This is a genomic window from Psychrobacter sp. Choline-02u-9 (genome assembly GCF_002836505.1).
In the GTDB taxonomy this organism is placed as follows: Bacteria; Pseudomonadota; Gammaproteobacteria; order Pseudomonadales; family Moraxellaceae; genus Psychrobacter.
The window spans coordinates 1-25317 of sequence record NZ_PJBF01000062.1; the positions used below are offsets into that span (position 1 = coordinate 1).

At 43.3% G+C, this 25317-nt stretch carries 20 protein-coding genes and 2 tRNA genes; 13 read left to right on the top strand and 9 right to left on the bottom strand.

Features of this window, described 5'->3' with window-relative positions; genetic code table 11:
• Positions 1–72 precede the first annotated feature (72 nt).
• From dcd to CXF69_RS12990, 8 genes are all read right to left on the bottom strand, one after another.
• Positions 73–648: a dCTP deaminase gene (gene dcd, locus CXF69_RS12955; protein WP_058024138.1), complete on the bottom strand. Its 576-nt coding sequence runs from the start codon at positions 646–648 to the stop codon at positions 73–75.
• Between the two features lie 128 nt (positions 649–776).
• On the bottom strand, positions 777–1937 hold the full coding sequence (locus tag CXF69_RS12960) for a DUF2804 domain-containing protein (protein WP_101204303.1): 1161 nt from the start codon (positions 1935–1937) through the stop codon (positions 777–779).
• Positions 1938–1949: 12 nt separating this feature from the next.
• Complete coding sequence (locus CXF69_RS12965) at positions 1950–2387, bottom strand: hypothetical protein (RefSeq protein ID WP_101204304.1); 438 nt, start codon at positions 2385–2387, stop codon at positions 1950–1952.
• Between the two features lie 64 nt (positions 2388–2451).
• The gene (gene apbC, locus CXF69_RS12970; RefSeq protein WP_101204305.1) at positions 2452–3675 is read right to left on the bottom strand and encodes an iron-sulfur cluster carrier protein ApbC; all 1224 of its coding nucleotides are present in this window, start codon (positions 3673–3675) and stop codon (positions 2452–2454) included.
• 196 nt (positions 3676–3871) lie between these two features.
• A complete protein-coding gene (locus CXF69_RS12975) occupies positions 3872–4672 on the bottom strand; it encodes a 3-hydroxybutyrate dehydrogenase (protein WP_101204306.1) in 801 nt (266 codons plus the stop codon).
• A 142-nt stretch (positions 4673–4814) separates the two neighbouring features.
• The gene (locus CXF69_RS12980) at positions 4815–5444 is read right to left on the bottom strand and encodes a 3-oxoacid CoA-transferase subunit B (RefSeq protein WP_101204307.1); all 630 of its coding nucleotides are present in this window, start codon (positions 5442–5444) and stop codon (positions 4815–4817) included.
• A 103-nt stretch (positions 5445–5547) separates the two neighbouring features.
• Complete coding sequence (locus CXF69_RS12985; RefSeq protein WP_101204308.1) at positions 5548–6249, bottom strand: CoA transferase subunit A; 702 nt, start codon at positions 6247–6249, stop codon at positions 5548–5550.
• Between the two features lie 255 nt (positions 6250–6504).
• Positions 6505–7845: a short-chain fatty acid transporter gene (locus CXF69_RS12990; RefSeq protein ID WP_101204309.1), complete on the bottom strand. Its 1341-nt coding sequence runs from the start codon at positions 7843–7845 to the stop codon at positions 6505–6507.
• A gap of 413 nt (positions 7846–8258) precedes the next feature.
• On the opposite strand from CXF69_RS12990, the gene CXF69_RS12995 reads away from it, so the two are divergent.
• Positions 8259–9116: a GntP family permease gene (locus CXF69_RS12995; protein ID WP_228706793.1), complete on the top strand. Its 858-nt coding sequence runs from the start codon at positions 8259–8261 to the stop codon at positions 9114–9116.
• A gap of 231 nt (positions 9117–9347) precedes the next feature.
• Complete coding sequence (gene metG / locus CXF69_RS13000) at positions 9348–11444, top strand: methionine--tRNA ligase (RefSeq protein WP_101204310.1); 2097 nt, start codon at positions 9348–9350, stop codon at positions 11442–11444.
• A gap of 112 nt (positions 11445–11556) precedes the next feature.
• Here the strand turns inward: metG and CXF69_RS13005 are convergent, their stop codons facing one another.
• The gene (locus CXF69_RS13005) at positions 11557–11958 is read right to left on the bottom strand and encodes a hypothetical protein (RefSeq protein WP_101204311.1); all 402 of its coding nucleotides are present in this window, start codon (positions 11956–11958) and stop codon (positions 11557–11559) included.
• Between the two features lie 600 nt (positions 11959–12558).
• On the opposite strand from CXF69_RS13005, the gene CXF69_RS13010 reads away from it, so the two are divergent.
• The 11 genes from CXF69_RS13010 (at position 12559) to CXF69_RS13055 (ending at position 25272) form a co-directional block, all read left to right on the top strand.
• Complete coding sequence (locus CXF69_RS13010; RefSeq protein WP_101204312.1) at positions 12559–13608, top strand: ABC transporter substrate-binding protein; 1050 nt, start codon at positions 12559–12561, stop codon at positions 13606–13608.
• Positions 13609–13685: 77 nt separating this feature from the next.
• Positions 13686–14726, top strand: coding sequence for an ABC transporter substrate-binding protein (locus CXF69_RS13015; RefSeq protein WP_101204313.1), 1041 nt, complete (start codon positions 13686–13688; stop codon positions 14724–14726).
• A gap of 436 nt (positions 14727–15162) precedes the next feature.
• Positions 15163–16062 (top strand): ABC transporter permease, encoded by a 900-nt coding sequence (locus CXF69_RS13020; RefSeq protein WP_101204314.1) that lies wholly within the window; start codon positions 15163–15165, stop codon positions 16060–16062.
• A 64-nt stretch (positions 16063–16126) separates the two neighbouring features.
• Complete coding sequence (locus CXF69_RS13025) at positions 16127–16921, top strand: ABC transporter ATP-binding protein (RefSeq protein ID WP_101204315.1); 795 nt, start codon at positions 16127–16129, stop codon at positions 16919–16921.
• Between the two features lie 216 nt (positions 16922–17137).
• The gene (locus tag CXF69_RS13030; RefSeq protein WP_101204316.1) at positions 17138–19459 is read left to right on the top strand and encodes an FdhF/YdeP family oxidoreductase; all 2322 of its coding nucleotides are present in this window, start codon (positions 17138–17140) and stop codon (positions 19457–19459) included.
• An 87-nt stretch (positions 19460–19546) separates the two neighbouring features.
• Entirely contained in the window at positions 19547–20629 is a 1083-nt protein-coding gene (locus CXF69_RS13035) for a formate dehydrogenase accessory sulfurtransferase FdhD (protein ID WP_227522863.1), read from the top strand.
• A 785-nt stretch (positions 20630–21414) separates the two neighbouring features.
• Positions 21415–23064, top strand: coding sequence for a sodium:solute symporter family protein (locus CXF69_RS13040; protein WP_310649260.1), 1650 nt, complete (start codon positions 21415–21417; stop codon positions 23062–23064).
• A gap of 84 nt (positions 23065–23148) precedes the next feature.
• Entirely contained in the window at positions 23149–23283 is a 135-nt protein-coding gene (locus CXF69_RS14425) for a putative transporter small subunit (protein ID WP_211181310.1), read from the top strand.
• Positions 23284–23464: 181 nt separating this feature from the next.
• Positions 23465–23538: transfer RNA gene (locus tag CXF69_RS13045), tRNA-Cys, on the top strand.
• A gap of 124 nt (positions 23539–23662) precedes the next feature.
• Positions 23663–23749 (top strand) — tRNA-Leu (locus tag CXF69_RS13050).
• 164 nt (positions 23750–23913) lie between these two features.
• On the top strand, positions 23914–25272 hold the full coding sequence (locus tag CXF69_RS13055) for a tyrosine-type recombinase/integrase (protein ID WP_068034987.1): 1359 nt from the start codon (positions 23914–23916) through the stop codon (positions 25270–25272).
• Positions 25273–25317: the final 45 nt, after the last annotated feature.

Sequence of the window (25317 nt, forward strand, 5' to 3'; positions counted from 1 at the left end):
GCTTTTTTATTAACTATTTAAAGGCTTATTAACTTTCTATAACTGATAAGCTTTTAAATGGACGCTTACTGATTAGGTTCTTGGCAGTGTCACGCCGCGCTGACCTTGGTATTTACCGCCGCGGTCTTTGTAACTGGTCTCACAGACATCATCAGCATCGCTTTGGAAAAACAGCATTTGCGCAACGCCTTCACCAGCATAGATACGGGCTGGCAGATTAGTCGTGTTACTAAACTCTAAAGTAACATGACCTTCCCACTCAGGCTCAAGCGGCGTTACATTGACGATAATACCGCAGCGCGCGTAAGTCGACTTACCTAGGCAAATAGTCAATACATCACGCGGAATACGGAAATACTCCATAGTACGAGCTAAAGCAAACGAGTTAGGTGGAATGATACACTCGTCACCAACGATATCGATAAAGCTTTTATCATCGAAGTTTTTAGGATCAACGACCACTGAATGTACGTTGGTAAAAACTTTAAACTCAGGAGCACAGCGCACATCATAACCGTAGCTTGAGGTGCCGTAGCTCACCAAACGCTCGCCTGCATCATTAAAGCGCACTTGACCTGGCTCGTACGGCTCAATCATGCCGTGCTCTTCGGCCATTTTACGAATCCAGCGGTCAGACTTAATAGACATTGTTGTTCCTTAGCAAATATTTAATAGCGACGATTATACGGAATTGATGGCTGAATTTATAGAGGAGCGGCTACTTAAAACTGAATACAGCCAATAATCTCATTTACCCCCATGTTATATCTCAGAAGCTACCACTTGGCAAAATGATCTTCTGCGAGCCCCATGACATTATCAAGCCTAATAACTTCATCTCTTATTCGAATTTCACCATTATAAAACCCTATCCACTGCTCAAAGATACTGGCTATCACACCAAAATTATCGGTCTTTTTATAGACGGTAATCGGTGTGAAGCTCAAATCAATATCGACATTGCTCCATCCAAGATTTTGATGATAGATACGCCATGGCTTTGAGATTCTAGCGTCAGTTTCTACATTTTCTATACTTGGCTCAAGACTGTCTGGCTGACTTGATCGAATATTGGAATCCTCACGAGCAAACATAACGGGTGGTAAATAAAATATTTTCCCCTCAAGCCAACAAGCATTTTCACTGGCTCCTGTCTCATTGACACCCATAGACAGATTGAGCAAAAAGTGTCGACCATCTGACAAATAGCTAGTGATACAGCTCCAAAACCAATTGGTCTCATGCCGCATATAGCCGAGCGTCCAATCTAGATTGGCAATAGTAGCATCGGTGAAGGTTATTTTTTGAGGTCGAACGTCAGGAGTATCAGTATGAAATTTTGACTTGGCTTTAATGAGCAAATGCCCAGATAGTGCGGTCAACGGCTCTTTTTGCGTAAACGTCCAGCCACGCCTACCAGTCGGCGTACATATGGCTAACGGTTGTGCGCTTCGTGCTAACGCTGCCGTTATTGCAACATACTGACTGTCGAGCGCAATATTCATCTGAGCAGGACTAAAATCTAAGGTGACGCTAAGCTTTGTATGTGTAAATGCCATCTGCCCTTGATAACCATCACCGTCTAAGTGCGTATGATGCGTCAAAGGCTGTAGCGCCTCACAGACTTCCAGCTGCTGAGTATCCTCATTATAAATGTAAACGAAAGCACTAGTCGCAAGCTTAATCGTTGCGAGCGCGAGGCACACTCGATACGGGGGCTGGAGTATCTGAATGAAACAGAATTGGTTGGCTTTTAGTTCTTTACGCCAGTTAGGTAAGGAGTTTTGTGAAATGAGATAACTATAATAGTCTAAGTAGTTGATACTTTTGACTTGGGAGAAAACACCAAAAACAGGCTGACCATTTTGGATAAGATATTCGAGATTTGCCAGTTTTAAGTTAGCGGCAGTATACGGTTTGTCGTGGCTTTTATTCATGATATCGGCATCCTAGCCAAATTTTTCTAAAGGTACTATCTGTCCTTGATAGCTCACGGTGCTATGTGAAATTCTTCTTTTTGCCTGTACAGCACCCACAAAAAATGCTTCAGTTATCACCTTAACTTCAATATTGGTTAATCCATCTGCTAGTGTTTCTGTAACATTGATTGATGCAAGCGCACTCACCCATAAAAAGTGTCTTGGAAACTTTTTTAATAGCTCAGCGAGAGCCTTTGTGAATTTGTTAAAATCGGCAATTACCATTCGGCGATTGCTAAAGTCAGCATTAATCTGATAGCGTTTGCTACTACCATCTTTGTAGTAGCAAACGGCAATCAACTGATTGTTTAAGAGTTCAATGATGTATATCGGCGGGCGAAATAATCGTAAGACTCTATACTGCTTGGGAGTATTGTCTAAATGGCTTTGATAAATAGATAAGTTCAAAATACCCTCTTTTTAGACAATACATTCACTTTAAAAGTTGCCAGCTTAAGCTACTTCTCCACCATCAAAAAATCCGCTTGTCATCGACAGGTTTGGCAAATTTATTAATATTGGCTTCGATATTTGTAGCGATGCTCAGATAATAAATCGCAAACTCGTCATTAGCCAAGACGCTTGGCACGCCTTTATCCACTTGTGCACGAATACCACTGGCAAGGGGGAGCTGCCCTAACAGCGGCACTTGATACTGTTCAGCGATTTTTTCGCCGCCACCCGTACCAAAGATCGCTTCGGTATGGTTACAGTTGCTACAGGTGTGTAGCGCCATGTTTTCAACTACGCCAAGCACAGGAATGTTGGTTTTGTTAAACATCTCAACGCCTTTTTGCGCATCAAGCAGTGCAACGTGCTGCGGTGTCGTGACAATGACAGCACCCGTGACTGGAATACGCTGCGCTAATGTCAGCTGTATATCACCCGTACCTGGTGGCATATCAATCACTAGATAGTCCAGCTGCGGCCAATTGGTTTGATTATATAGCTGCATCAATGCACCCGTTGCCTTCGGTCCACGCCATGCGACAGGGGTATTATCTCCATCGAGCAAGCTACCGATAGAGAGCATTGCCATACCATGCGCATCGACTGGTACGAATTGCTCGTTTTCTAGTTGCGGCTTCACATCAGCAACGCCTAGCATCGTTGGCATACTAGGACCATAGATATCTGCATCTAGCACCCCAACGCGATTACCAAGCTTCTGTAGTGCTAGTGCGATGTTGACCGTCGTTGTCGATTTACCAACACCGCCCTTACCTGATGCCACGACAATAATATGACGGATACGAGGATGCGCTGCCAACGATGCTTGGGTAGGTGCAGCTTTCGTAATCGGTGGCTCAGCGTTAGTGCTATTAGCATTGTTATTAGCGCCAGATGAAGGCTGAGATTCCATCGCATTGGTTGTCTTTGGCATCTGCTTTGGTAAGCTTGAACCTGAACCCTTTTCTGGCGCAGGCAGACGCACATTCATATGAATCGTGGTAATACCATGCGGGTGTAGCAACTGCCCGAGCTCCTGCTGGATAACTTCAGGATTGCTATCTTTTGGCAAACGCAGGTCTAACGTAAGTGCTTCGCCATCACGCTCAAGTCCTGTGACCATCGTGGCAATACTGACGGCACCTATCTCATATCCAAGTAGGACTTTGTCGACGGCACTATCACGCTCTGCCTGCTGCTGAGGCGTTTCGGTTTTTGTGGTTTTTTTCTTCATAAAGTTAAACATAGCTACTATTATGGCCTATACAAGTGGGTAGATCTGACAAATCGCTCAAGTCGTCTCGTTGCGCATATTACAACCGATAACGTTAATGAGTATATTAGCCAAACCTTCTATCGTGACAGTGTAGCTGAATTGGACGCATAAAAAAACCACAACGCCAGTAGGTCTGACGCTGTGGTATATGCAAATTGTATATATATTAATTCATAAACCAACCATGACTGGCAACGATAGATTGTCCAGTGAATACATTGGTTGGGAAAGCCGCTAAAAATAGCGCCAATTGGGCAATGTCTTCTACTGTCGTAAACTCTTTATCTACGGTATTGACCAGCATGATATCGTTAATAACCGACTCTTCACTGATGCCTTTTTCAGCTGCCTGCTCTGGGATTTGTTTTTCGACCAATGGCGTTTTGACAAACCCTGGGCAAATCACATGCGAGCGTACCTTATGCGCTGCACCTTCTTTGGCTAACACACGGCACAGTCCTAGTAGTCCATGCTTAGCAGTCACGTAAGGGGCTTTGTATAATGAGGCCTCATGCGAGTGCGCAGAGCCCATATAAATAACTGTGCCGCCCTTATCGCCTTTATACATGTGCTTAATCGCTGCTTTAGTGGTCAAAAAAGCGCCATCTAAGTGGATATTAAGCATTTTCTTCCAATCGCTAAACGCCATTTTATCAATAGGGTCGATGATCTGAATACCAGCATTCGAAACCAAAATATCAATACTGCCAAAAGTATCAACTAGCTGTTGTACACCATCGTTTACCGCATCTTCTGAGGTAACATCCATAGCAATCGCCAGAGCACGTCCACCAGCAGCTTCAATAGCATCAACCGTCTTTTGTGCTGCTTCGAGATTAATATCAGCAATACCAACCGCTGCGCCTGCTTTTGCATAAGTTTCAGCGATGTCACGTCCGATACCACTTGCAGAGCCAGTGACCAATGCTACTTTGCCTGTCAAATCTTGTTGTAATTGGGTCGCCATACATATTCCTTATCATGGTCTAAAATATTATTAGTTTTTATAAAAATTGAACTGAACAAATACGCCACTATAATCATAGTGGCGTATTTATTTGCGGGATAAAACATATTAATCTTACGACAGTCGCTTTACTGTACAAAGTTTACTGAATAATACTTACCGGCGTTTTTTCTTGTAGCTCGTCAAAGCTCACACCATCTGCTAACTCAACCAGTTTCAGACCCTTATCAGTAACATCTAATACAGCAAGCTCAGTGATGATACGATCAACCACGCCTTTACCCGTCAATGGTAGCTCACAGTTTGCCAAGATTTTTGGTTCGCCATGTTTATTGACCTGCTCCATCAATACAATCACACGCTGCACACCTGCGACCAAATCCATCGCCCCGCCCATGCCTTTAACCATCTTTTTGGGAATCATCCAATTGGCCAAATCTCCTTTTTCTGAGACTTCCATTGCGCCCAATATTGCCAAGTTGACATGACCACCACGAATCATCGCAAAAGACTCTGAGCTGCTAAAATAACTGGAGCCTGGCGCTGCTGTGACTGTTTGCTTGCCAGCATTAATCAAGTCAGCATCGACTTTATCTACTGTTGGAAACTCGCCAATCCCTAGTAAACCGTTCTCTGATTGTAACCACACATCCACGCCTTCAGGAATATAGTTGGCGACTAACGTTGGTAGGCCAATGCCTAGGTTCACATAGTAGCCATCTTGTAGCTCTTTTGCAGCGCGTTGCGCCATTTGCTCTCTTGTCCATGCCATGCTGATTTCCTTATTTTTTACGATATTCTATTTTTACTTATCTAAACGATGAGCTATCTAAACTGTCATGAATATAAAAACTGATTATTAGTTTCAAACATAGTTAAGCTTTAGTCGTGGTTTTTTCGATGCGTTTTTCAGGGCTATTATTCAATACAATACGTTGAACAAAGATACCCGGTAGATGCACTTCATCTGGATCAAATGTGCCCGTCTCTACAATCTCTTCAACTTCGACAATCGTGATTTTACCCGCCATTGCACAGTCTGGGTTAAAGTTACGAGCGGTTTTGTTAAAGATTAGATTGCCCGCTTTATCTGCTTTTTGCGCTTTGATCAATGCCACATCAGCACGTAGTGTATGCTCTAATACATAAGTGCGACCATCGAAATCACGTGTCTCTTTACCTTCAGCAACAAGTGTACCAACACCCGTTGCGGTATAAAATGCAGGAATACCTGCACCACCTGAGCGTAATTTTTCAGCCAATGTACCTTGCGGGGTCAACTCAACTTCTAACTCACCAGCCAAATATTGACGCTCAAATTCTTTGTTTTCACCCACGTATGATGAAATCATTTTTTTGATCTGGCGAGTCTGCAGTAACAGGCCAAGACCGAAGTCATCGACACCAGCGTTATTACTGATACAGGTTAAACCTTTCACCTTGCTATCGCGTAATGCTGCGATTAGCGCCTCTGGAATGCCGCATAGACCAAAACCGCCGATAGCAAGTGTTTGCCCGTCACTAACGACGCCTTTTAGCGCTTCTTCAGCACTGTTATATACTTTTGACTGACTCATGCTTGTCTCCTATGACTGTTATTTATATTTTTAATCCGTGCATAACCTAATGCTGAATTAAGTATTTCAATTATCCATTTGCTTGTTGCTTTTAATGAAACCTAACAACGAAAACTCATCATGCTTATTTTTCTTTTGAGCGTTATAACGCCATATAGTCGATTCAATTTAAAAATAGTACAAGGCAACCGAGTGTAGATGTATATTAAATACTTCAAGCGAGGTTAGCCCAGTAATACTTTTATAGTGGAATGACTATACCAATAGCCAAAACACGCTCATGATAATGGCACCAGATACTGCTAGTACGATCAGGCAATAACCCATGATGGCTCGCGCATCCAAACCTGCGATACCCAACAATGGCAAAGCCCAAAACGGCTGAATCATATTGGTCCACGCGTCCCCCCACGCAATTGCCATCGCAGTGATGGCTGGACTGACACCCAGCTCAATGCCAGCTGGAATCATAACGGGGCCTTGCACAGCAAACTGTCCACCGCCCGATGGCACAAAGACATTGATCAAACCTGCACTCAAAAATGCAAAAATCGGAAAGCTGTCTGCGGAAGCGGAATTGACAAAAAATTCGGTCACTTGCGTACTGATAGAGATACCACCTGCATTGGCACCCGTCATAATTCCCATGATGCCGCCATAGAAAGGGAACAGCAGTACAATGCCTGTGATGCCACCGATACCTGAGTGTACAGCGCGATAATAACGCTCTAGCGTGCCATGTGATAGCAAACCTATGAACAAGAATAGACCAATGACGATGTTTAGCCCTAGGTTAAAACCGTTACTACCAAACTCGCTGATATAGTACATTAGTGCTAAGCCCAATAGGATGACAGCGATAATACGGCTATCATCTAATTTTTGTGCAGGCGTGTCTCTTTGGGGCGCGACGTAGATCTCTTCTTTGATCAGTTTAGGATCAATAACCGTAGGGTTCTTTGGGTGCATGAAGCGATTGACGAGTGGTAAAATAACGATCAGCAAACCTACTAGCAGCATGTTGTAGCCTGCAAATACCGTTTGAGATAAAGGCACTGCTTCGGTCATGGTATTGCCTGACAGTGTCAGTAGCGTATCACCGCCCGAGCTAAGTGTCAGCGGTATCGAGCCTGAAAAACCACCATGCCAAATTACAAATCCTGAATAGGCAGCCGCGACCAATAGCGGATAATCGACGTTAGCCACTTTTCTGGCCAGTGCCTTTGCAAAGATTGCCCCGATGATTAAACCAAAGCCCCAGTTTATCCATGAGCCGACCAACCCAACTAGGGTCGAGACGATAATGGCGGTCGTAGGAGAATGAACTCTGCTGGCAAGATTGTCCAATAACCGTTGAATAAAGGGTGCACTGGCAAACGCGTAACCTGTGACCAAAATCAGCGCCATTTGCATCGCAAAGCTATGTAACGACCACAGTCCATTACCCCAGTGCCCTGCCATCGCAATCATATCTTGACCAGTAATAGCTAAGCCAACCGCGAACGCAATGAGGGTTAAAACAATTGAAAAGACAAACGGAGATGGTAGATAGCGATTGACCAGCTGTACGCTCACGTTAGTGATGGCACTAAACATATTCACATTCCTTGTAAATTTGCTGTTTGTGATGAGATTGATGACCAGTTTTTATGGTTAGCGCTTATTGTCAATAGCCTTCCATTTGATAAGCGCGGCTCATATCAAACATTATACTTTATATTTTTATTTATAATAATACATATTATATCGGTATATAATGTATAAAATACTTATGCTAACTTAACATATTATTTTCGTAGCGCCTAGTTGCTTAGTGATTAGAAAATAACCCCAAGAGGACGCGAGTCAACAAAGTATTCCTTATCCTTCAGTAATATCGCAACTGGATTTAAGTTTAATAAAATACAATAAATAAGGTTTTTTGATTAATTTTATTGATCTAAATCTTATTGACCTACATCGATAAGCGCGACATACTCGCTGTCTTAATTTTGCCAAGGAGGGCTATCATGTTTAGTACATTTGCGATTGTCATTACCCTATTATTACTCATGTTTTTTGCTTATCGCGGTTACTCTGTGCTGATTCTAGCACCGATTATGGCGACGCTAGCAGTCTTGTTGTCAGGTGACTTCTTAAATACCATCCCCGCTTATACCGATGTTTTTATGGGCGCGTTAAGTGGATTCTTGCTTAAGTTTTTTCCTATATTCTTGCTAGGGGCACTATTTGGCCGCCTAATGGCAGACTCTGGCGCAGCAACCGCCATTGCCAATACGGTCGTCGAAAAGCTCGGTGCTAGCAAGGCCATCCTTGCGGTGATTTTGGTCTGTGCTATTTTGACCTATGGCGGCGTATCGTTGTTCGTTGTGGCTTTTGCTATTTATCCAATCGCCAAAGACTTGTTTAGAGCAGCCGATATCCCAAAACGTTTGATTCCAGCAGCGATTGCTCTAGGATCATTTACGTTTACGATGACTGCACTGCCAGGCACGCCAGCCATCCAAAACGCCATTCCAATTCCTTACTACAACACCAACGTATTTGCCGCGCCTATTTTGGGTATCATTGGCGGTACGATAATGTTTATCTGTGGTTGGTTGTGGCTTCAGTCACGTGCCAACAAAGCAAATGCAGCGGGGGAAGGTTATGGTCAGCATGATGAAGAGGATGTAGGCGGCGTTGGAGCGGCTGCAAAAGAAGCTGAGGTATTAAACACTCATCACACTTCATTCACCGTTGCCATGATTCCGCTGATATTGGTCATTGGCTTGAACGCTATATTGACCTATGTGGTTTTTCCATCGATAGATTTCAGTAGCCTAAAAACTCAATTCCCAGATGGGCTTTTTATGGCTGGTTTATGACCATCAACATGCGGTGTAAACCTATCGTTCATGGCTAATAAATGCTTGCCAAATGAGAAGTAATTACCAAGGAATATCACAAAATTATCTGAATTACGGTATCATAGGCGCACTTTTTGAATTTTTATTATTTTTAGAAGTTTTTAGCATTAACGATGTCGCATCGATGAGTGATGAACCGCTTAAGATGTTCGATAACTAACCCGTTTATATAAAAATATAGGTGATTTTGTGCGTGAGATTCTAGTAACCAGTGCGCTGCCCTACGCCAATGGCTATATCCATTTGGGGCATCTTGTAGAGTATATTCAGACTGACATTTGGGTACGTGCGATGAAAGCGCAAGGCCATCAGGTCACCTATGTCTGCGCGGATGATGCACACGGTACGGCAATCATGCTCAAAGCAGAAGCCAATGGCGTCACGCCAGAAGAGCAAATTGCCTCAGTCAAAGCCTCACACGAAGCAGATTTTTCAAAGTTTCTGATCAATTTTGATAATTATCACAGCACCCATTCAGAAGAAAACAAACAGTTCTCTGAGCTGATTTATCGTCGTCTCAATGATGCTGGTCATATCAGCACAAAGGATGTCGAGCAACTATTTGATCCTGAAAAGCAATTATTTCTAGCTGATCGCTTTGTCAAAGGTACTTGTCCAGAGTGTGATTCACCAGACCAGTACGGCGATAACTGCGAAGTATGTGGCACCACTTACGATGCAACAGATCTAAAAGATCCGCATTCAACATTGTCTAATGCAACGCCAGTACTTAAAACATCCAAGCATTATTTCTTTGATTTGCCAGAGTTTGAGCAGTTCTTACAGGACTGGACACGCAGTGACAATCGCTTGCAAACGTCAGTCGCCAACAAACTTCAAGAATGGTTTGAGGCAGGACTTGCCAGCTGGGATATCTCACGCGATGCACCCTACTTCGGTTTCCAAATCCCAGATACCCCAAGCGATGAGCCAGACAAATACTTTTATGTGTGGCTAGATGCGCCAGTTGGCTACATGGCAAGCTTTAAAAACCTCTGTGATAAGCGTGCAGGAACAGACCAAGCGCTTGATTTTGACCGCTACTGGGCACAAGAAAACGAGCACAAAACTGAAGTTTATCACTTCATCGGTAAAGACATCGTTTACTTCCATGCCTTGTTTTGGCCAGCGATGCTAGCAGGTAGTGAACTGCGTACGCCGACTGGCGTCTTTGCCCATGGTTTCTTGATGGTCAATGGCGAAAAAATGAGTAAGTCACGTGGTACTTTTATCAAGGCCGAGACTTATGCTGAGCACTTACATCCTGAATATCTGCGTTATTACTTTGCCAGCAAACTGTCTGATAAAGTTGAAGACATTAACTTAGACTTAGAAGACTTTATGCAAAAGGTCAACTCTGACTTGGTTGGTAAAGTCGTCAATATCGCCAGTCGTAGTGCAGGGTTCTTGGTTAAGAAGTACGACGGCATGCTGTCAGAAATTTGCGTCGAGTCAGAGCTATTAGAAGACATTACCAAAACGGGCGATGAGATTGCTGCTGCCTATGAGAATCGTGAATTCTCGCGTGCTATGCGTTTAATCATGCAATGTGCGGACAAAGCCAACGAATATATCGATGCCAAAAAGCCATGGTCGCTAGCGAAATTGGAGGGTACTGAGCAAGAAGTTCAAGACGTCTGCTCGGTCGCTATCAACATCTTCCGTCAATTGATGGTCTATCTAGCACCAGTATTGCCTGAGCTAACTAATAATGCTAAAGCGTTCTTAAATCTTGATGATTTAAGCTTTGCCAGTCGTAATGAGTGGTTACTAGGTCATAAAATCAACAAATTCAAACCACTGATGCAGCGTATCGAAGAAAAAGATATCGAAGCCATGGTAGAAGACTCCAAAGCGTCATTGGCTCAAGCCGATGCACCTGCCGCGACTACAGACAGTAAATCTGCTGCTAAAAATGAAGCGTCAGCAGAGATGAATACAGATGATGAGCAAACGGACTACATTGGTATTGAAGACTTTGCTAAAGTTGAGATGAAAGTCGCACACGTTTTAGAGTGTAACCATGTAGAAGGCGCAGACAAATTACTACAGTTCACCCTAGATGTCGGCGAAGACAAGCCACGTAATGTGTTTAGCGGTATTCGTAAGTTCTATGAGCCTGAGCAACTGACGGGTAAGAAAGTCATTTGCGTGACCAACCTTGCCCCGCGTAAAATGAAATTTGGCGTATCAGAAGGCATGGTATTGTCAACTGGCGAGCCAAAGACAGGCTTAACCGTCGTTACCTTACCTGATGCTTGTGTTGTTGGTGATGTATTGGCTTAACGGTTATTTTTAGGATTAAGAAATAAAAAAGATGCCCTAAGTGGCATCTTTTTTTATGGTTGACTTAGCAAATGACTAAAAACCAAGCCTGATACTTATCTACTCAAAATACTTATCTACTCAAAATATCGATAATCTGCAACGTATCATTAATCACCGTCACAATGTTATTTTCTGGCGTACGAATACGAACGTAACGGTCATCATAACGGTCTAAAACGACAGAGCGGTCATAATCCCTTCTATCAATCTTGCCGACTACTCTATAACCGTATCTATCAAGATCACGCTTAAATGAGGCATTCGGGCTAGCATTGCGATAAGCGTTAATACTTGGGTGGGCGTTGCCATCATGCTTATAATTTTTACTGATATGGGCAGAGTTACCTTTGCTATTACCATGTCCATTACCGTGCCCGTTTCCATGACCATCTTTTGCCATAGCAGGCAATCCAATCAAAGAAGTAGCAGTGATACCCGCGATAATTAATAATTTAAGATTAGCAGTCTTCATAATATTATCCTTAAAATAGTCATTCGAAAAAGTTAGATAAGTTATAAGGACTATTTCACATCCATTATGGCAGCACAATGTCACCAAAATGACTGGATTATCTTTAGACCCATCATGTTTCTCGTATGAAAATTAGCTTACGTTAATTATGAAGTGAGTACGTAATAGATGCGTTGCTAGGATGTAAGCCTTTTGCATATGGTTTGAGCAAACAAAAGTAACCTAGTGGCATCTGTTATATTCAGATCTACATAAGAGCTTCAATGCATTACGCGTCTTAATAAGATAAAAAGAAGTGATGATTTTTTTATTATCCATCACCATGACCGCTACACATTAATTTCTTATTGCGATAACTTACATTACTGTCATAATATGAACATAATAATCGATGGAACGATTACTTTATTTAATTGTTAGCCTGCTATCTCAGCATCAACATAGCATTGACTTGGCTAATCTGCATTCTTCAATATCATGGCAAAAAACCAAAGTACACCAAACAGATGAGTAAAATTACTGCTATACAAGTTAGTAGGCTCAGTCTGGCGGTATCCATTTGGTTTTTGCGATTGATATAACCTATGAGTTAACCTAATAATGACTATCGCTTCTACTCTACGCTTAAGCCTATATGGCGTTGCTCTTAGTGCCATTAGCACACTTGGACTAATCGGCTGCTCAAACTCCTCTACCGAGACCGCAGCGACTGCTGAAAATAGCACGGCTACAGACAAACCTGCCAAATCTATTGCCATTACTCAAATCGTTGAGCATCCGTCATTAGATGATATGCGCCGCGGTATTATTGATGAATTGGCTGATAATGGTTATGTCGAAGGTCAAAACCTAACTGTTAATTTTCAAAGTGCGCAAGGGAATACAGCGACTGCAGGACAGATTGCCAAGCAATTTGCAGGAGACAACCCTGATGCGATCGTAGCAATCTCAACGCCTTCTGCGCAGTCAGTGGTAGCCGCGAGCACCACTATCCCTATTATCTACACCGCTGTGTCAGATCCGCTAGGTGCCAAACTCATCACAGCCGATGGCAAGCCTTTTCAAAGCAATTTGACTGGACTATCAAGCCAGTTGCCACTAGAGCCGCAGTTGGATTTGTTACAGCAGATAAAACCTGACTTAAAGACCATCGGTTATGTCTATAGCCCAGGTGAGGCAAACTCAGTGTCATTACGTGAAAATCTAAAACAAGCTCTGCCAGCACGAGGTCTGTCACTATTAGATATTCCTGCCAATCGTCCAACAGATATCGGTATGGCGACGCGCAGCTTGCAAGGACGTGCAGATATCATCTATACCTCATTTGACAACAATGTTGCTTCTGCCTTTGAGGCCATGACTCAAGCAGCAAATGAGCTAAAGTTACCGATTATCGCGTCTGATGAATTCAGTGTAAAACGCGGCGCGACTGCTGCGCTTGGTGTTAATGACTATGACTTTGGTCGTACCACTGGCAAGATGGTATATCGCGTGTTAAATGGCGAAGCGGTCGACACCATCAAACCTGAAGTCATGAATGATCTGACCTTATATGTCAGTCCTAAGCATGCCAAAACACAAGGTGTCAGCTTGCCAGCAGAGTTACTAAAAAACGCCATCAATGTTGATATTGATGCCGAAACCAAATAAAAAGTAGTAAGCTATCTATTAGCTCGTCAATTATTTATATAGTGTACGGACACACTATTATTTTAGGAGTAAGACCCATGTTGTCTCAAAATCGTTTTGGTCGTTTTAATTTCGGTAAGGCTTTATTATTAGGCGGTGTATGTACAGCTATCCTGACTGGTTGTAACCAATCAGCGCAAGATGATGGCTCCACGGATGCTGCCGCTACTGGTGATGCAACGACAGCTATAAAAACCGTTGCTATTACTGCTATCGTCGAACATCCAGCGCTTGATGATGTACGTAAAGGTGTCATCGACGAGCTAAACGAAGCAGGATTTAAAGACGGTGAAAACTTAACCGTTAACTTCCAAAGCGCGCAAGGAAACACTGCTACTGCTGGTCAGATTGCCAAGCAATTTGTCGCTGATGCGCCAGACGTTATCGTCGCTATCGCAACACCGTCTGCGCAGTCTGTTGCCGCTTCTACTAGCAGCATTCCATTGGTATTCTCAGCAGTTACTGACCCAGTAGCAGCAAAACTGGTACCTAAGCTAGATGGATCTGGCACTAACGTCACAGGCGCATCAGATGCCCTACCGTACGAGCCACAAATTGATTTGATGCGTCAAATCATTCCATCATTAAAGAACGTCGGTTATGTGTATAGCCCAGGTGAAGTCAACTCAACGATTATCTTAAAAAATCTAAAAGAGAAGCTAACACCACTCGGTATCAATGTACTTGAAGCACCTGCACAGCGTAGTAACGACATCGCGATGGCAGCCCGCAGTCTCGAAGGTAAGGTCGATATGATCTATACTTCAACTGACAACAACGTAGTATCAGCATACGAGTCACTTTATCAAATCGCCAAACAAAGTAAGATTCCTTTAATTGCCTCAGACACCAGCTCAGTTGAGCGCGGTGCCGTTGCTGCTCTAGGCGTGAACTACTATGAGCTTGGCCGCGAAACTGGTAAAATTGTCGTACGTATCTTAAACGGTGAAAAAGCAGGCGCTATCCCTGTTTACACTCCACAAGCGCTTGATCTATACGTCAGTCCAAAACATGCTAAAGAAGAAGGCATCACATTGCCACAAGCGGTTATCGATAAAGCTAAAGAAGTGGTAGAATAACGCACCTTTTTATTTGGCTCAAAATAGCAGGTATAAATAGGAAAGCGACACTACTTGATACTGTGTTGTATACCTTAAATATACGGCTAATGATTAAATAAGAAACCCAGCTATGAGTCATTAGGCTGGGCTTCTTGTCTAAACAGAGTCTTTTTTGGAAGTGCGTTTAATAGTGCTGTATTTGTCTGGCCATTTATCTGATACTTGTTAAGTAAATGATATGTCGATTGATTGCATTGCCTTTAACCATCGCTTCAAACCAAGGTAGCTTATGATCGCTGTTAATAGTGATATGTTTTGGTTTACCCTAATCGCAGATTGCTTAATCTGTTAAATTCACCGCTTAGCTGTTTAGCAGGTAGATGATTTTGGCAATTGCCACTTACTTATCTTGGTACCATACGCTAGACACTTGGTTATGACTTACTGATCTCTTATGTCTTTAATTGCTTTTTTTGGTGCGCTTGAAAGTGGTCTGATTTATGGCCTAGTAGCACTCGGTGTGCTTATCTCATTTCGTACGCTCGACTTTCCAGATTTAACCGCTGACGGTAGTTTTCCGTTAGGTGGCGCAGTCGCTGGTATTTCTATCATCGCTGGTATCAACCCATGGTTGGCCTGTGCTTTTGGGATGTTAGCAGGTTCAGTCGCTGGTATCGTCACTGCGTGGTTGCATGTCAAACTTGGCATCTTGCAACTGCTTGCCAGTATCTTGGTCATGGTTGCCTTATATTCTGTCAACCTACGTATCATGGGCGCGCCAAACCTACCCCTCCTTGGTGAAACCACAGTGTTTAGCACCTTGGTGACTGATGGTAATGGTTATTGGATGCGTTGCTTGATTATCGGTGTCGTTGTCGCAGCTGCTATGTTATTTTTGAACTGGTTCTATAGCACTGAGACAGGTCTGTCGATGCGCGCTACTGGCTCCAACCTAAGAATGGCACAGGCGCAAGGTATCAATACCTCGTGGATGACCATCATCGGTATGGCGATTTCTAACGGTTTGATTGCCTTAGCGGGAGCACTATTTGTGCAGACTCAGGGTGGCGCAGATATCTCGATTGGTATCGGTACGATCGTTATCGGTCTAGCAGCAGTCATCATCGGTGAGACGATCATTCCTGCCAAGCGTATTTGGCTGATCACTTTTGCCGTTGTTGTCGGCGCGGTATTGTACAAACTGTTTATTCAGGTCGCATTATCAAGCGATACGCTACGTAGCATCGGCTTTGGTCCACAGGATTTGAACTTGATTACCGCATTGCTCGTGGTACTAGCCTTGGTATTGCCAAAAGCGAAAACCAAGTTTTTATCACGCAAGGTTCGCGCCTAATGACAGTCAAAGCAGGTGTTTTTAACACTTGCTTCGCTTGAAGAGACAATAAGGAATAACGATTATGATGCAAGCCACCGATTTACGGTTGACCTTTAACCCAGGCACGCCTATCGAAAACCCTGCCCTACGTGGTATCAGCTTAAACATTGCTGACGGTGAATTTGTTACTGTCATTGGTACCAATGGCGCAGGTAAATCTACTTTTTTGAATGCAGTAAGCGGTACGACGCGCGTCGATAGTGGCTCAATCTTGCTAAATGGCATTGATGTGACCAAAAAGTCTGCCCATCAACGTGCGCATTGGGTTGCTCGCGTCTTTCAGGATCCGATGGCAGGAACTTGTGAAGCGCTAACGATTGAAGAAAATATGGCTTTGGCCTACAAACGCGGCGGTAATCGCGGTCTGAAATTTGCATTGAACCAGAACAACCGCGATTTGTTTCGAGAAAAACTATCCGTTTTAAAATTAGGTCTAGAAAATCGTCTAACCGATCGTATGGGTCTGCTCTCTGGTGGTCAACGTCAGGCAGTAAGTTTGCTAATGGCATCATTGCAGCCCTCTAAGATTTTGCTGCTTGATGAGCATACTGCAGCTCTCGATCCTAAGACTGCGGCGTTTGTCTTAGAATTGACTGATAAGATTGTCACGGACAATAAGCTGACTACGATGATGGTCACCCATTCAATGCAACAAGCCTTATCACATGGCACACGCACCGTTATGCTGCATCAGGGTCAAGTCGTGTTGGATGTGGCTGGCGACATTCGTAAAGGTATGACCGTACATGATTTGCTCGATATGTTCGAGCAAACACGTGGCGAAAAAGTTGAAGATGACAGCCTGATTTTAAGCTAAGTTTTTGAGCTAATGCTGTCCATGACTTACGACTTATAAATTTGTACCTGTCGAATATAACCATTTCCGACAACCTCAAAAACCTTCAAGAGAATTGATTTTTCTTGGAGGTTTTTTGTTATCTATAGTTAATGATCATATGAACTTCTCACTGGCCATTATATAGTTGTCGTCTATCAAAGCTTCGCCGTTGTCACTTACTATATGAGGTCTGTCATGCGCAAAATTCCTATTTATTCCCACCCTGCTGCTGGTTGGCCTGCGCTGATCTCATCTACCCAAAAGCTAATGGACTATAAGACATTTTTGCGCGGCGGTATAAGTGTATTTAAAAGCAATCAGCCCCAAGGCGGATTTGACTGCCCAGGCTGTGCTTGGCCTGACCATAAGTCGCACAAAGCTATCGATGTCTGTGAAAACGGCATTAAAGTCATTGCCAGTGAAACCATGACCCATAAAGCAGATGCTGAGTTTTTTGCAAGGCATACCGTTACTGAACTACAGGGCTGGACTGGTTATGAGCTTGAGCACAGTGGTCGTTTATCAGAGCCGATGTATTACGATGCGGCGCAAGATCGCTATGTTCCTATCCCTTGGGAAGCCGCCTACAGCTTAATCGCTGAGCAGTTAGGACAGCTCGATTCACCGGATGAGGCGTTATTTTATACATCAGGACGTGTGACTAATGAGCCTGCCTTCTTATTTCAATTGTTCGTACGCTGCTTTGGTACCAATAATTTGCCTGATTGCTCAAATATGTGTCACGAGCCAACCTCAGTAATGCTAAGCAGACAGCTAGGTATTGGTAAAGCGACGGTCATGCTAGAAGATTTTGAGCAAGCCAAGCTGATATTGATGTTTGGGCAAAACCCAGCGACTAACCATCCACGTATGCTAGAGATGCTCGCCCATGCGCATGAGCAAGGCTGTCGAATTATTTCAATCAACCCGATGCGTGAACAAGGTTTAAGCAAGTTCAGAAATCCACAAAAACCAACTCACATGGCAGCTGGTCAAAGTACTGACATGGTCGATGATGTTATTCAAATTCAAATCGGTGGTGATGCAGCGTTATTAACGGGCATTGCCAAATGGCTAATCGAGAACAATAAAATCAACCATGAGTTTATTACCACTCATACTTCAGGATTTGAACCTCTAAAACAGTGGCTGACAGAGCAATCATGGACAGATATCACACTTGGCTGCGGTATTTCTCAGACAGATATTATTAATCTCGCTGAACTCGTGGCCGATAGTCCAGCAACGATTTGCACTTGGGGCATGGGCATTACTCAGCACGTACAGGGTGATGACAATGTCGCAATGATTACCAACTTGCTCCTTCTGATGGGCATGATTGGTATCGATGGCGCTGGTGCATCTCCAGTACGTGGACACTCCAACGTACAGGGCGATCGCACCATGGGTATCCATGAACGACCTAGCAAAAGCTTACTAGACAGTTTAGAGCACGTGTTTGAGCATCCTATGCCGCAAGAGCATGGCTACGATGTCGTCACAGGTGCCAAGGCTCTTATCGCAGGTAAATTAAAAGTCTTTATGGGCATGGGTGGTAACTACGCAGTGGCTGCCCCTGATACCAGCGCCATTGAACAAGCACTAACCACTACTCAGCTTAATATATTTGTCGGTACTAAGCTCAATGAGACTATGCTATACCCCGGTGCTAATAATTTGATCTTGCCATGCCTAGGCCGTACCGAACGTATTGTCACCACAAAGGGTGAGCAGTTTGCCACTATCGAAGACTCTATGTGTCAGATCGTACCAACTCAAGGTAAGCTCAAACCTGTTAGTGATACTTTAAAATCTGAAGCACAAATCGTGGCGGATATTGCGACCCATGTACTCGGCGCCGACACGTCTATTCCTTGGCTGGCGATGAGTGAAGATTTCGATATTATTCGAGACTATATCGCTCAAGCGATTAATGGATTTGAAGACTTCAATCAACGTATTCGCACCTTTGAGCGTGGCTTTCATTTGTATCATGCGGCGCGTCATCGTGTATGGAATACCGAAAGCGGCAAAGCTCAGTTTGAAGTACCACAATATCCGATTACTTTTGTCGCCGCACAAATGGCAGCCGCAAACGATATCGATGATGTTGAAAATACAGCACAAAAGGTTTGGCAATTGACCAGTGTCCGTAGCCATGATCAATTCAACACTATGATTTTTGGGTTTAAAGACCGCTATCGTCAAACGGATCGTCGTGATGTGCTATTCATGCATCCCGATGAAATAAGCCGTTTGGGTTGGCAAAAGGGTGACCGTGTTATGGTCACTCGCCAGCGTGCCAAAGATAGCCTAGAGCAACCGCGTATATTAGGTCCGTTGGTATTAAGCGAGATGGATATTGCCTCTAACGCTGTTGCAGCTTACTATCCTGAGTGCAATGATCTCTTTGATTTGGAGACACATGCGCCAGACTCCCATATCCCAGCGTACAAATCGACGACCGTCGTTTTAGAGCGCGTAGAGGCAAATACGTCGATCACTACGCCTGCGTAAATCATACTGCGGAGAGCCAATAATGATGTTTTCATTGGCTCTCTAAATGACCATAAGCACGCCCATACTTTTAGGCCTTGATAAACCGTGATAACCATTGAAGATAACGCTGAGCAAAGTGGGGCTTTTATTGACCCCACTATGATAGATCATTCAACTGGTGCTCAGATAATGGCAACTGAACGACCTAATGATAATAGGTTGTCAGAGACACCGCTTGCGCGCAGCCATGAGGCACACAAACATTCTTATCCCTCACACGCTCAGGATGGTAGTGATAAGCCATCTGTTCGAGTAGAAGACCAACATGCCAGTCTCGCCGTGGAAGCCGCTGTCTCTATTATCATTAATGGCATTCATTATGCGGTATTAATGGCCAGTCCTCACCAGTTAGAGTATTTGGCCATCGGGTTCTTATTTAGTGAAGGTTTGATCCAGTACAGTCATGAGTTACTCGATTGGGAAGTGACTCATCTTACGGATATTGCTAGCTACCAGAAGTTTGCTCAAGATTCGAGCGATGAGAGTTTTCAGCCAGCATCAATTGAGCAAAGCCTACAGCGATTTCAAGATTATGATATCTATGTCGTGGAGTTGGTATTGAGCCAACGCTGCCATCAACGTATACAGGCACAAAAGCGGCAGCTCGCAGGGCGTACAGGCTGCGGTATGTGCGGTATTACTGGACTAACGCAAGCTTTGCCTGATTTAAGTACTCACTCACAAGACCATTTATACCATGAACATAACCGACAGACAGGTATAAATGGCATTCAAACGAGCGCACCAAGTCTTGACTCCCTATTAGCACTGCGTCAACAAGTGGATGCCGCGCAACATACGCATCAACTGACAGGTGCGGTACATGCCGCAGCGACGATACATAATCAGCAGCTACATTTATTTGAGGATGTAGGCCGCCATAATGCACTTGATAAACTCATCGGTTGGCAATTACGCCAAAAAGCAGACGTTAGCTGTGTGCTTATGACTTCGCGTCTCTCTATTGAACTGGTTCAAAAGTCTATTCGAAGTCAAATCCCGTGGCTAGTTGGCATGTCAGCGCCTACCAGTACAGCAGTGCGCGTGGCTGAGCGTTATGGCCTTGGATTGGCTGGATTTTTACGTGATAACCGAGTCACTTACTATACCAAACAAGATAATATATAAAAATTCACTTCTACTTGTTCATTGAGAGCAACCATCATCTATCGCTCATTATCTATTTTTCTAATGAAAGCTTCAGCTAACCATTCATGGTTATAACTTAGCTCATAGCGATATATCACTCGATGCTACTAATAATAAAACCTTATCTTTCAATGCTTTATTAAAAATCTTATTAAATCTCTTTAAATAAATACTTATATATCATCTTCGGTCATTGTTTGGTAAATATCGGATAATGTTTGAGGTTAATGACATAATAGGTTACTCTTATCCCGCAAATATGTTACAGGCACTTAACAAATATGTAGTTTTATTTATTAATGCCGCTTAGTAACACATCAATCGCAATAGATGAGTAGAGATTTCTCAGCTATTGTTTATTACAGCTGATAAGGCTGTCTAAATCGAGTTCGGGTCATTTTATCATGGCTTAGTGCTTATTCGTAATTCCGCTATAGACACTCATCACATGAGTTTTCTTTAGCATGTAGCTACCTTTGTGTATGCCTATTAATAGCGTGATGGTTTACCCATTAACTGACGCCTATTGAAAGTAGTCCCTGTCTTTTTGATTTGACAGTATCTGTCTCATTAAGATTTGGGCGTAACACTTAGCATTTGCTTACCACTGCAGTTGGTATTTTCGCTATTTATATTAGCCACATACGTTCGGTATGAGGACTGTGTAGGCTATGCTGTATTCCTAATGGTTTGGTATCTTTCATTTTTGCTGAACTTTATTCATCAACTAACAATTGCGAGGTCTGAGTTTGAAAACTGAGTCATTGTTCCAATTTTCATCATTAACGATTATTTTATTATTATTAGCATTTTATGGCGGCACCTATTTACTGTCCTTATTAATCAAAAAAGATAAAGAGACCACTTCTGGATTTATGGTCGCAGGTCACGGTGTTGGCTTTGGTATGGGTGCAGCCAGCATGACCGCCACTTGGATTTGGGCAGCCTCATTTTACGCTGCGGCCACCTCTGGCTATAAGTACGGCGTATCAGGGCCGATACATTATGGCTTTTGGGGTGCATTGATGATTTTATTCATCTACCCTTTTGGTATGCGCTTTCGTGAACTGGCACCAGATGGTCATACACTAGGTGAACTTATTCACGCCCGTCACGGTTCATCAAGCCAATTAATCTTAGCTATATCCAATATTATGGGCAGTTTAATTAGCTTGATGGTCAACTTTACCGCTGCTGGAGCATTGGTGTCAGTCCTGTCGCCATTATCGTTCCAAACAGGGGTAATGATCGCAGGTATCGGTGTACTAAGTTACACATTGACATCAGGGTTTCGAGCATCCGTTTTTACGGATTTCGCCCAGTTGGTCGCTCTAATGGCCATTGGTATTGTCATTATTCCCGCCGTATTATTTGCCATGGGTGGCCCTGAGGTTATGGTTAGCGGCCTGTCGAACCTGACGTTAGAACAGCAGAACTTCTTCTCCTCTGAGGCATTCTTTCAACAAGGTGCGCCTTACTTCGTCGCTGTATTAGCATATGCTATCGGTAATCAAACCATCACTCAGCGACTATTTGCGATTGATAAAACCAAAATTAAAGCAACGTTTATCACTGCCACAGTCGGCTACGCTGGTATCGTTATTGGTCTTGGTATGATTGGACTAATGGCTGTGACGATTGGCGTCGAGCCACTCGATGGCAATATGAATAACCTTATCCCTCAGATGGTCAGTACTTATCTGCATCCCGTCTTTATCGCCTTATTCTTTATTTTAGTAATTGGGTCATTGTCCTCAACCGCTGACTCAGATTTATCAGCGCTATCAACCATTATGATGGCGGATGTCTACGGTAAAAACATCGCCAAAAAAGGCCATGTTAGACCTAAAACAATGATGCTAATTGGTCGAGGCACGATGATTGTTGCGACAGCAGCTGGACTAATTTTTGCAAGCTTTAAGCTCGATATTCTCGTCATGCTAGTGTTTGTTGGTGCACTATGGGGTGCTATTGTCTTCCCTGTTATCGCCAGTGTATTTTGGAATCGCGTCACCAATACCGCCTTTACCTCAGCAGTTATCGTCGGACTACTCTTATTTTGCGTTGCCCGTTTCGAATTACTCCCAATCACTGGTGTCACCGCCCTATTCTTTGAAATACTGGCCAGTGTCGGTGCAGCGGTTGTTATTGGGCTAATGGTCTTTGGATTCTTAGGTCGTAAGATTGGCATGGTCGCCGCAGTTATCACGCTAGTGCTGATGCTTATCTTCGCTACTGGCTTCTTACGTCAATATATGGTCCTGCTAGCCTCTCTAACAGCTTACGGCGCTAGTACCGTCGTCTGTGTGATTATCAGCCTGATGGGAGACGAACACTTCGACTTCGACTTAATTAAGCAGCGTGTGGGCAATTACGATAAAAAGTCGGAAATCCCATCGTCACTTAAATCTTAAATCAAAGTCGCTTTATCCAAGTGCCGATTGGCCAGAAGTATTTGGCTAATCGCTACTTACTTAGCAATATTATAAGGAGATATCATGGACAACGTTTTTATCTACGGCTTATATATCTTAATTTGGCCCGCCATTACTCTTGGCGTACTCGTATTAATTTGCACGGCCACTTATCGTGATGTGAAAAGTGCCAAACGTGACAATAGAGATATAGTTTAGCGTATTATATTTTAAACCATCATCATTAAACGCTGGTTTACTGACGGCTTGAAAAAGCCTATTAATAGCGTAAATGTCCTGAAATTGGTGCTAAATATAGATAAGATAATAAATAAGCTGTTTTTAACGAAAAAAGGACTTGTAATTTACTATATTTTTGCTAATATAGGCGACCTTGATTGGCTGGATGGCAGAGTGGTCATGCAGCGGACTGCAACTCCGTTAACGCCGGTTCGATTCCGACTCCAGCCTCCAATTATTTATTAACTTTACGTTAATTTTGGCTTGCATTATTATCACAACCGATTATAATAGCGACCACTTATCTAGTAACTAGATGGTCTATCAGCTAGTTTACATCTTAGATAAAACAAGTTTTGCCCGGGTGGTGAAATTGGTAGACACAAGGGATTTAAAATCCCTCGCTAGCAATAGCGTGCCGGTTCAAGTCCGGCTCCGGGTACCATTATATAGTTCTATACTTCTTTTTGAAGTCGCTAAAGCCCCTGATATCAGGGGCTTTGTTGTATCTGACGTTCCATACTGTCCTATGAATCTATCCTAATCCATGCACTTTGAGTATACTGTCAAGTATACCGAGTTTTGAGTCTACTCATGGAGATCTAGGATATGGAAAGAAAAGCGATCAGTTCAGACAGAAGCATCAGCAGCCATAAGCCTGAAGATAGAAAGTACTTCGTTGCTGTCAAAAATCATCCTAAACTCTTCCTAATGGTACGTCCTACTGAGACTAAGTCATGGATGTATCGATACTACCCACCTTCCAATCCTAAACAAAGCATTATCTCCATCGGTATATATCCAAATATCTCGTATGCTCGTGCCTGTGAAGTTTGGCGTGAGTATGAAAATCTGTTGAGCAAAGGTATTGACCCAAAACTCCATCGTGAAGAAATTAAGAAAAGTATTATTAGTAAAACTAAAAACTCTTTTAATCATTTTGCTTGGGAGTATTTTGACAGTCTAGATCAGACTCAGAAGAGCAATACCCTCATTCGTAAGAAAGGTCGTCTTGAGCTTATATGCAAATATATTGGTGACGAGCCAATCAGCGATATCACCTCACCTAAAATGCTTGAAGTGCTGTTAGACATTCAAGCAAACTCATTGAACAAGGATGGTAAGCCCACAGACAAGGCTGAACGCTGTGCTGGCATTGCCAGTGATGTGTTTGTCTATGCTGGAGCACGAGGCTTCTGTACGAGCGATCCTGCGGCGCTCATTAAGAGCCAGTTGGCTAAGTCAAATTACGGTCATCGTCCTGCGGTTACTAAACCGAAGGACTTGGCTAAATTACTTAAAGCTATCGAGACAATAGAAGGTGACCCAAACACCATAAATTCCCTTAGGCTATTAGCTTTACTCTTTGTGCGTAACGGTGACCTAAGGCGCATGCGCTGGGCAGATCTAGACCTAGAGGCTGGTAGGTGGCAATTAAAGCCATTGAAGGGTCAAGGCAAGGTAAATATGGTCAAGGACATGGTGGTTCCCCTACCTCGTCAAGCTGTGGCTATATTGCGCGAACAGCAAAAGATTAATGGCCATACTGAATATGTCTTTTTTAGCCAGACGGCAAAAAAGCATCAGATTATCTCTGATGCGACTGCTAATAAGCGTCTAAAGGATTTAGGTTATAAAGATATACATTGTGCTCATGGCTTTAGAGCGACGGCTAAGACCATACTGCAAGAGCAGTTGAAGTACCCTCTAGTGCTTGTAGAGATGGCACTGGGTCATACAACGAAAGATCCTAATGGAACGGCTTACGGTCGATTTGAGTACATTGATGATCGTGCGGAAATGATGCAAAAATGGGCTGACTATTTAGATGCTTTGAGAGAAGGTAGAGATACAGCAGAGTTTAAAGCAGATGCGCAAACCAAAGCTGACTCTAACGCGCAACTGCAAATATTGATTGATCAGCTGGGAGAAGATAAAGTGCTTGAAATGCTTAAGAGTAAATCCTGAGACTGAAATTTGAAATAATATTGAGTAATATAGTATCTATTAAAA

Coding starts and splice junctions, on each gene's coding strand:
- dcd (WP_058024138.1), bottom strand. CDS start 648: ATGTCTATTAAGTCTGACCGCTGGATTCGTAAAATGGCCGAAGAGCAC.
- CXF69_RS12960 (WP_101204303.1), bottom strand. CDS start 1,937: ATGAATAAAAGCCACGACAAACCGTATACTGCCGCTAACTTAAAACTG.
- apbC (WP_101204305.1), bottom strand. CDS start 3,675: ATGTTTAACTTTATGAAGAAAAAAACCACAAAAACCGAAACGCCTCAG.
- CXF69_RS12975 (WP_101204306.1), bottom strand. CDS start 4,672: ATGGCGACCCAATTACAACAAGATTTGACAGGCAAAGTAGCATTGGTC.
- CXF69_RS12980 (WP_101204307.1), bottom strand. CDS start 5,444: ATGGCATGGACAAGAGAGCAAATGGCGCAACGCGCTGCAAAAGAGCTA.
- CXF69_RS12985 (WP_101204308.1), bottom strand. CDS start 6,249: ATGAGTCAGTCAAAAGTATATAACAGTGCTGAAGAAGCGCTAAAAGGC.
- CXF69_RS12990 (WP_101204309.1), bottom strand. CDS start 7,845: ATGTTTAGTGCCATCACTAACGTGAGCGTACAGCTGGTCAATCGCTAT.
- CXF69_RS12995 (WP_228706793.1), top strand. CDS start 8,259: ATGTTTAGTACATTTGCGATTGTCATTACCCTATTATTACTCATGTTT.
- CXF69_RS13005 (WP_101204311.1), bottom strand. CDS start 11,958: ATGAAGACTGCTAATCTTAAATTATTAATTATCGCGGGTATCACTGCT.
- CXF69_RS13010 (WP_101204312.1), top strand. CDS start 12,559: ATGACTATCGCTTCTACTCTACGCTTAAGCCTATATGGCGTTGCTCTT.
- CXF69_RS13015 (WP_101204313.1), top strand. CDS start 13,686: ATGTTGTCTCAAAATCGTTTTGGTCGTTTTAATTTCGGTAAGGCTTTA.
- CXF69_RS13020 (WP_101204314.1), top strand. CDS start 15,163: ATGTCTTTAATTGCTTTTTTTGGTGCGCTTGAAAGTGGTCTGATTTAT.
- CXF69_RS13025 (WP_101204315.1), top strand. CDS start 16,127: ATGATGCAAGCCACCGATTTACGGTTGACCTTTAACCCAGGCACGCCT.
- CXF69_RS13030 (WP_101204316.1), top strand. CDS start 17,138: ATGCGCAAAATTCCTATTTATTCCCACCCTGCTGCTGGTTGGCCTGCG.
- CXF69_RS14425 (WP_211181310.1), top strand. CDS start 23,149: ATGGACAACGTTTTTATCTACGGCTTATATATCTTAATTTGGCCCGCC.
- CXF69_RS13055 (WP_068034987.1), top strand. CDS start 23,914: ATGGAAAGAAAAGCGATCAGTTCAGACAGAAGCATCAGCAGCCATAAG.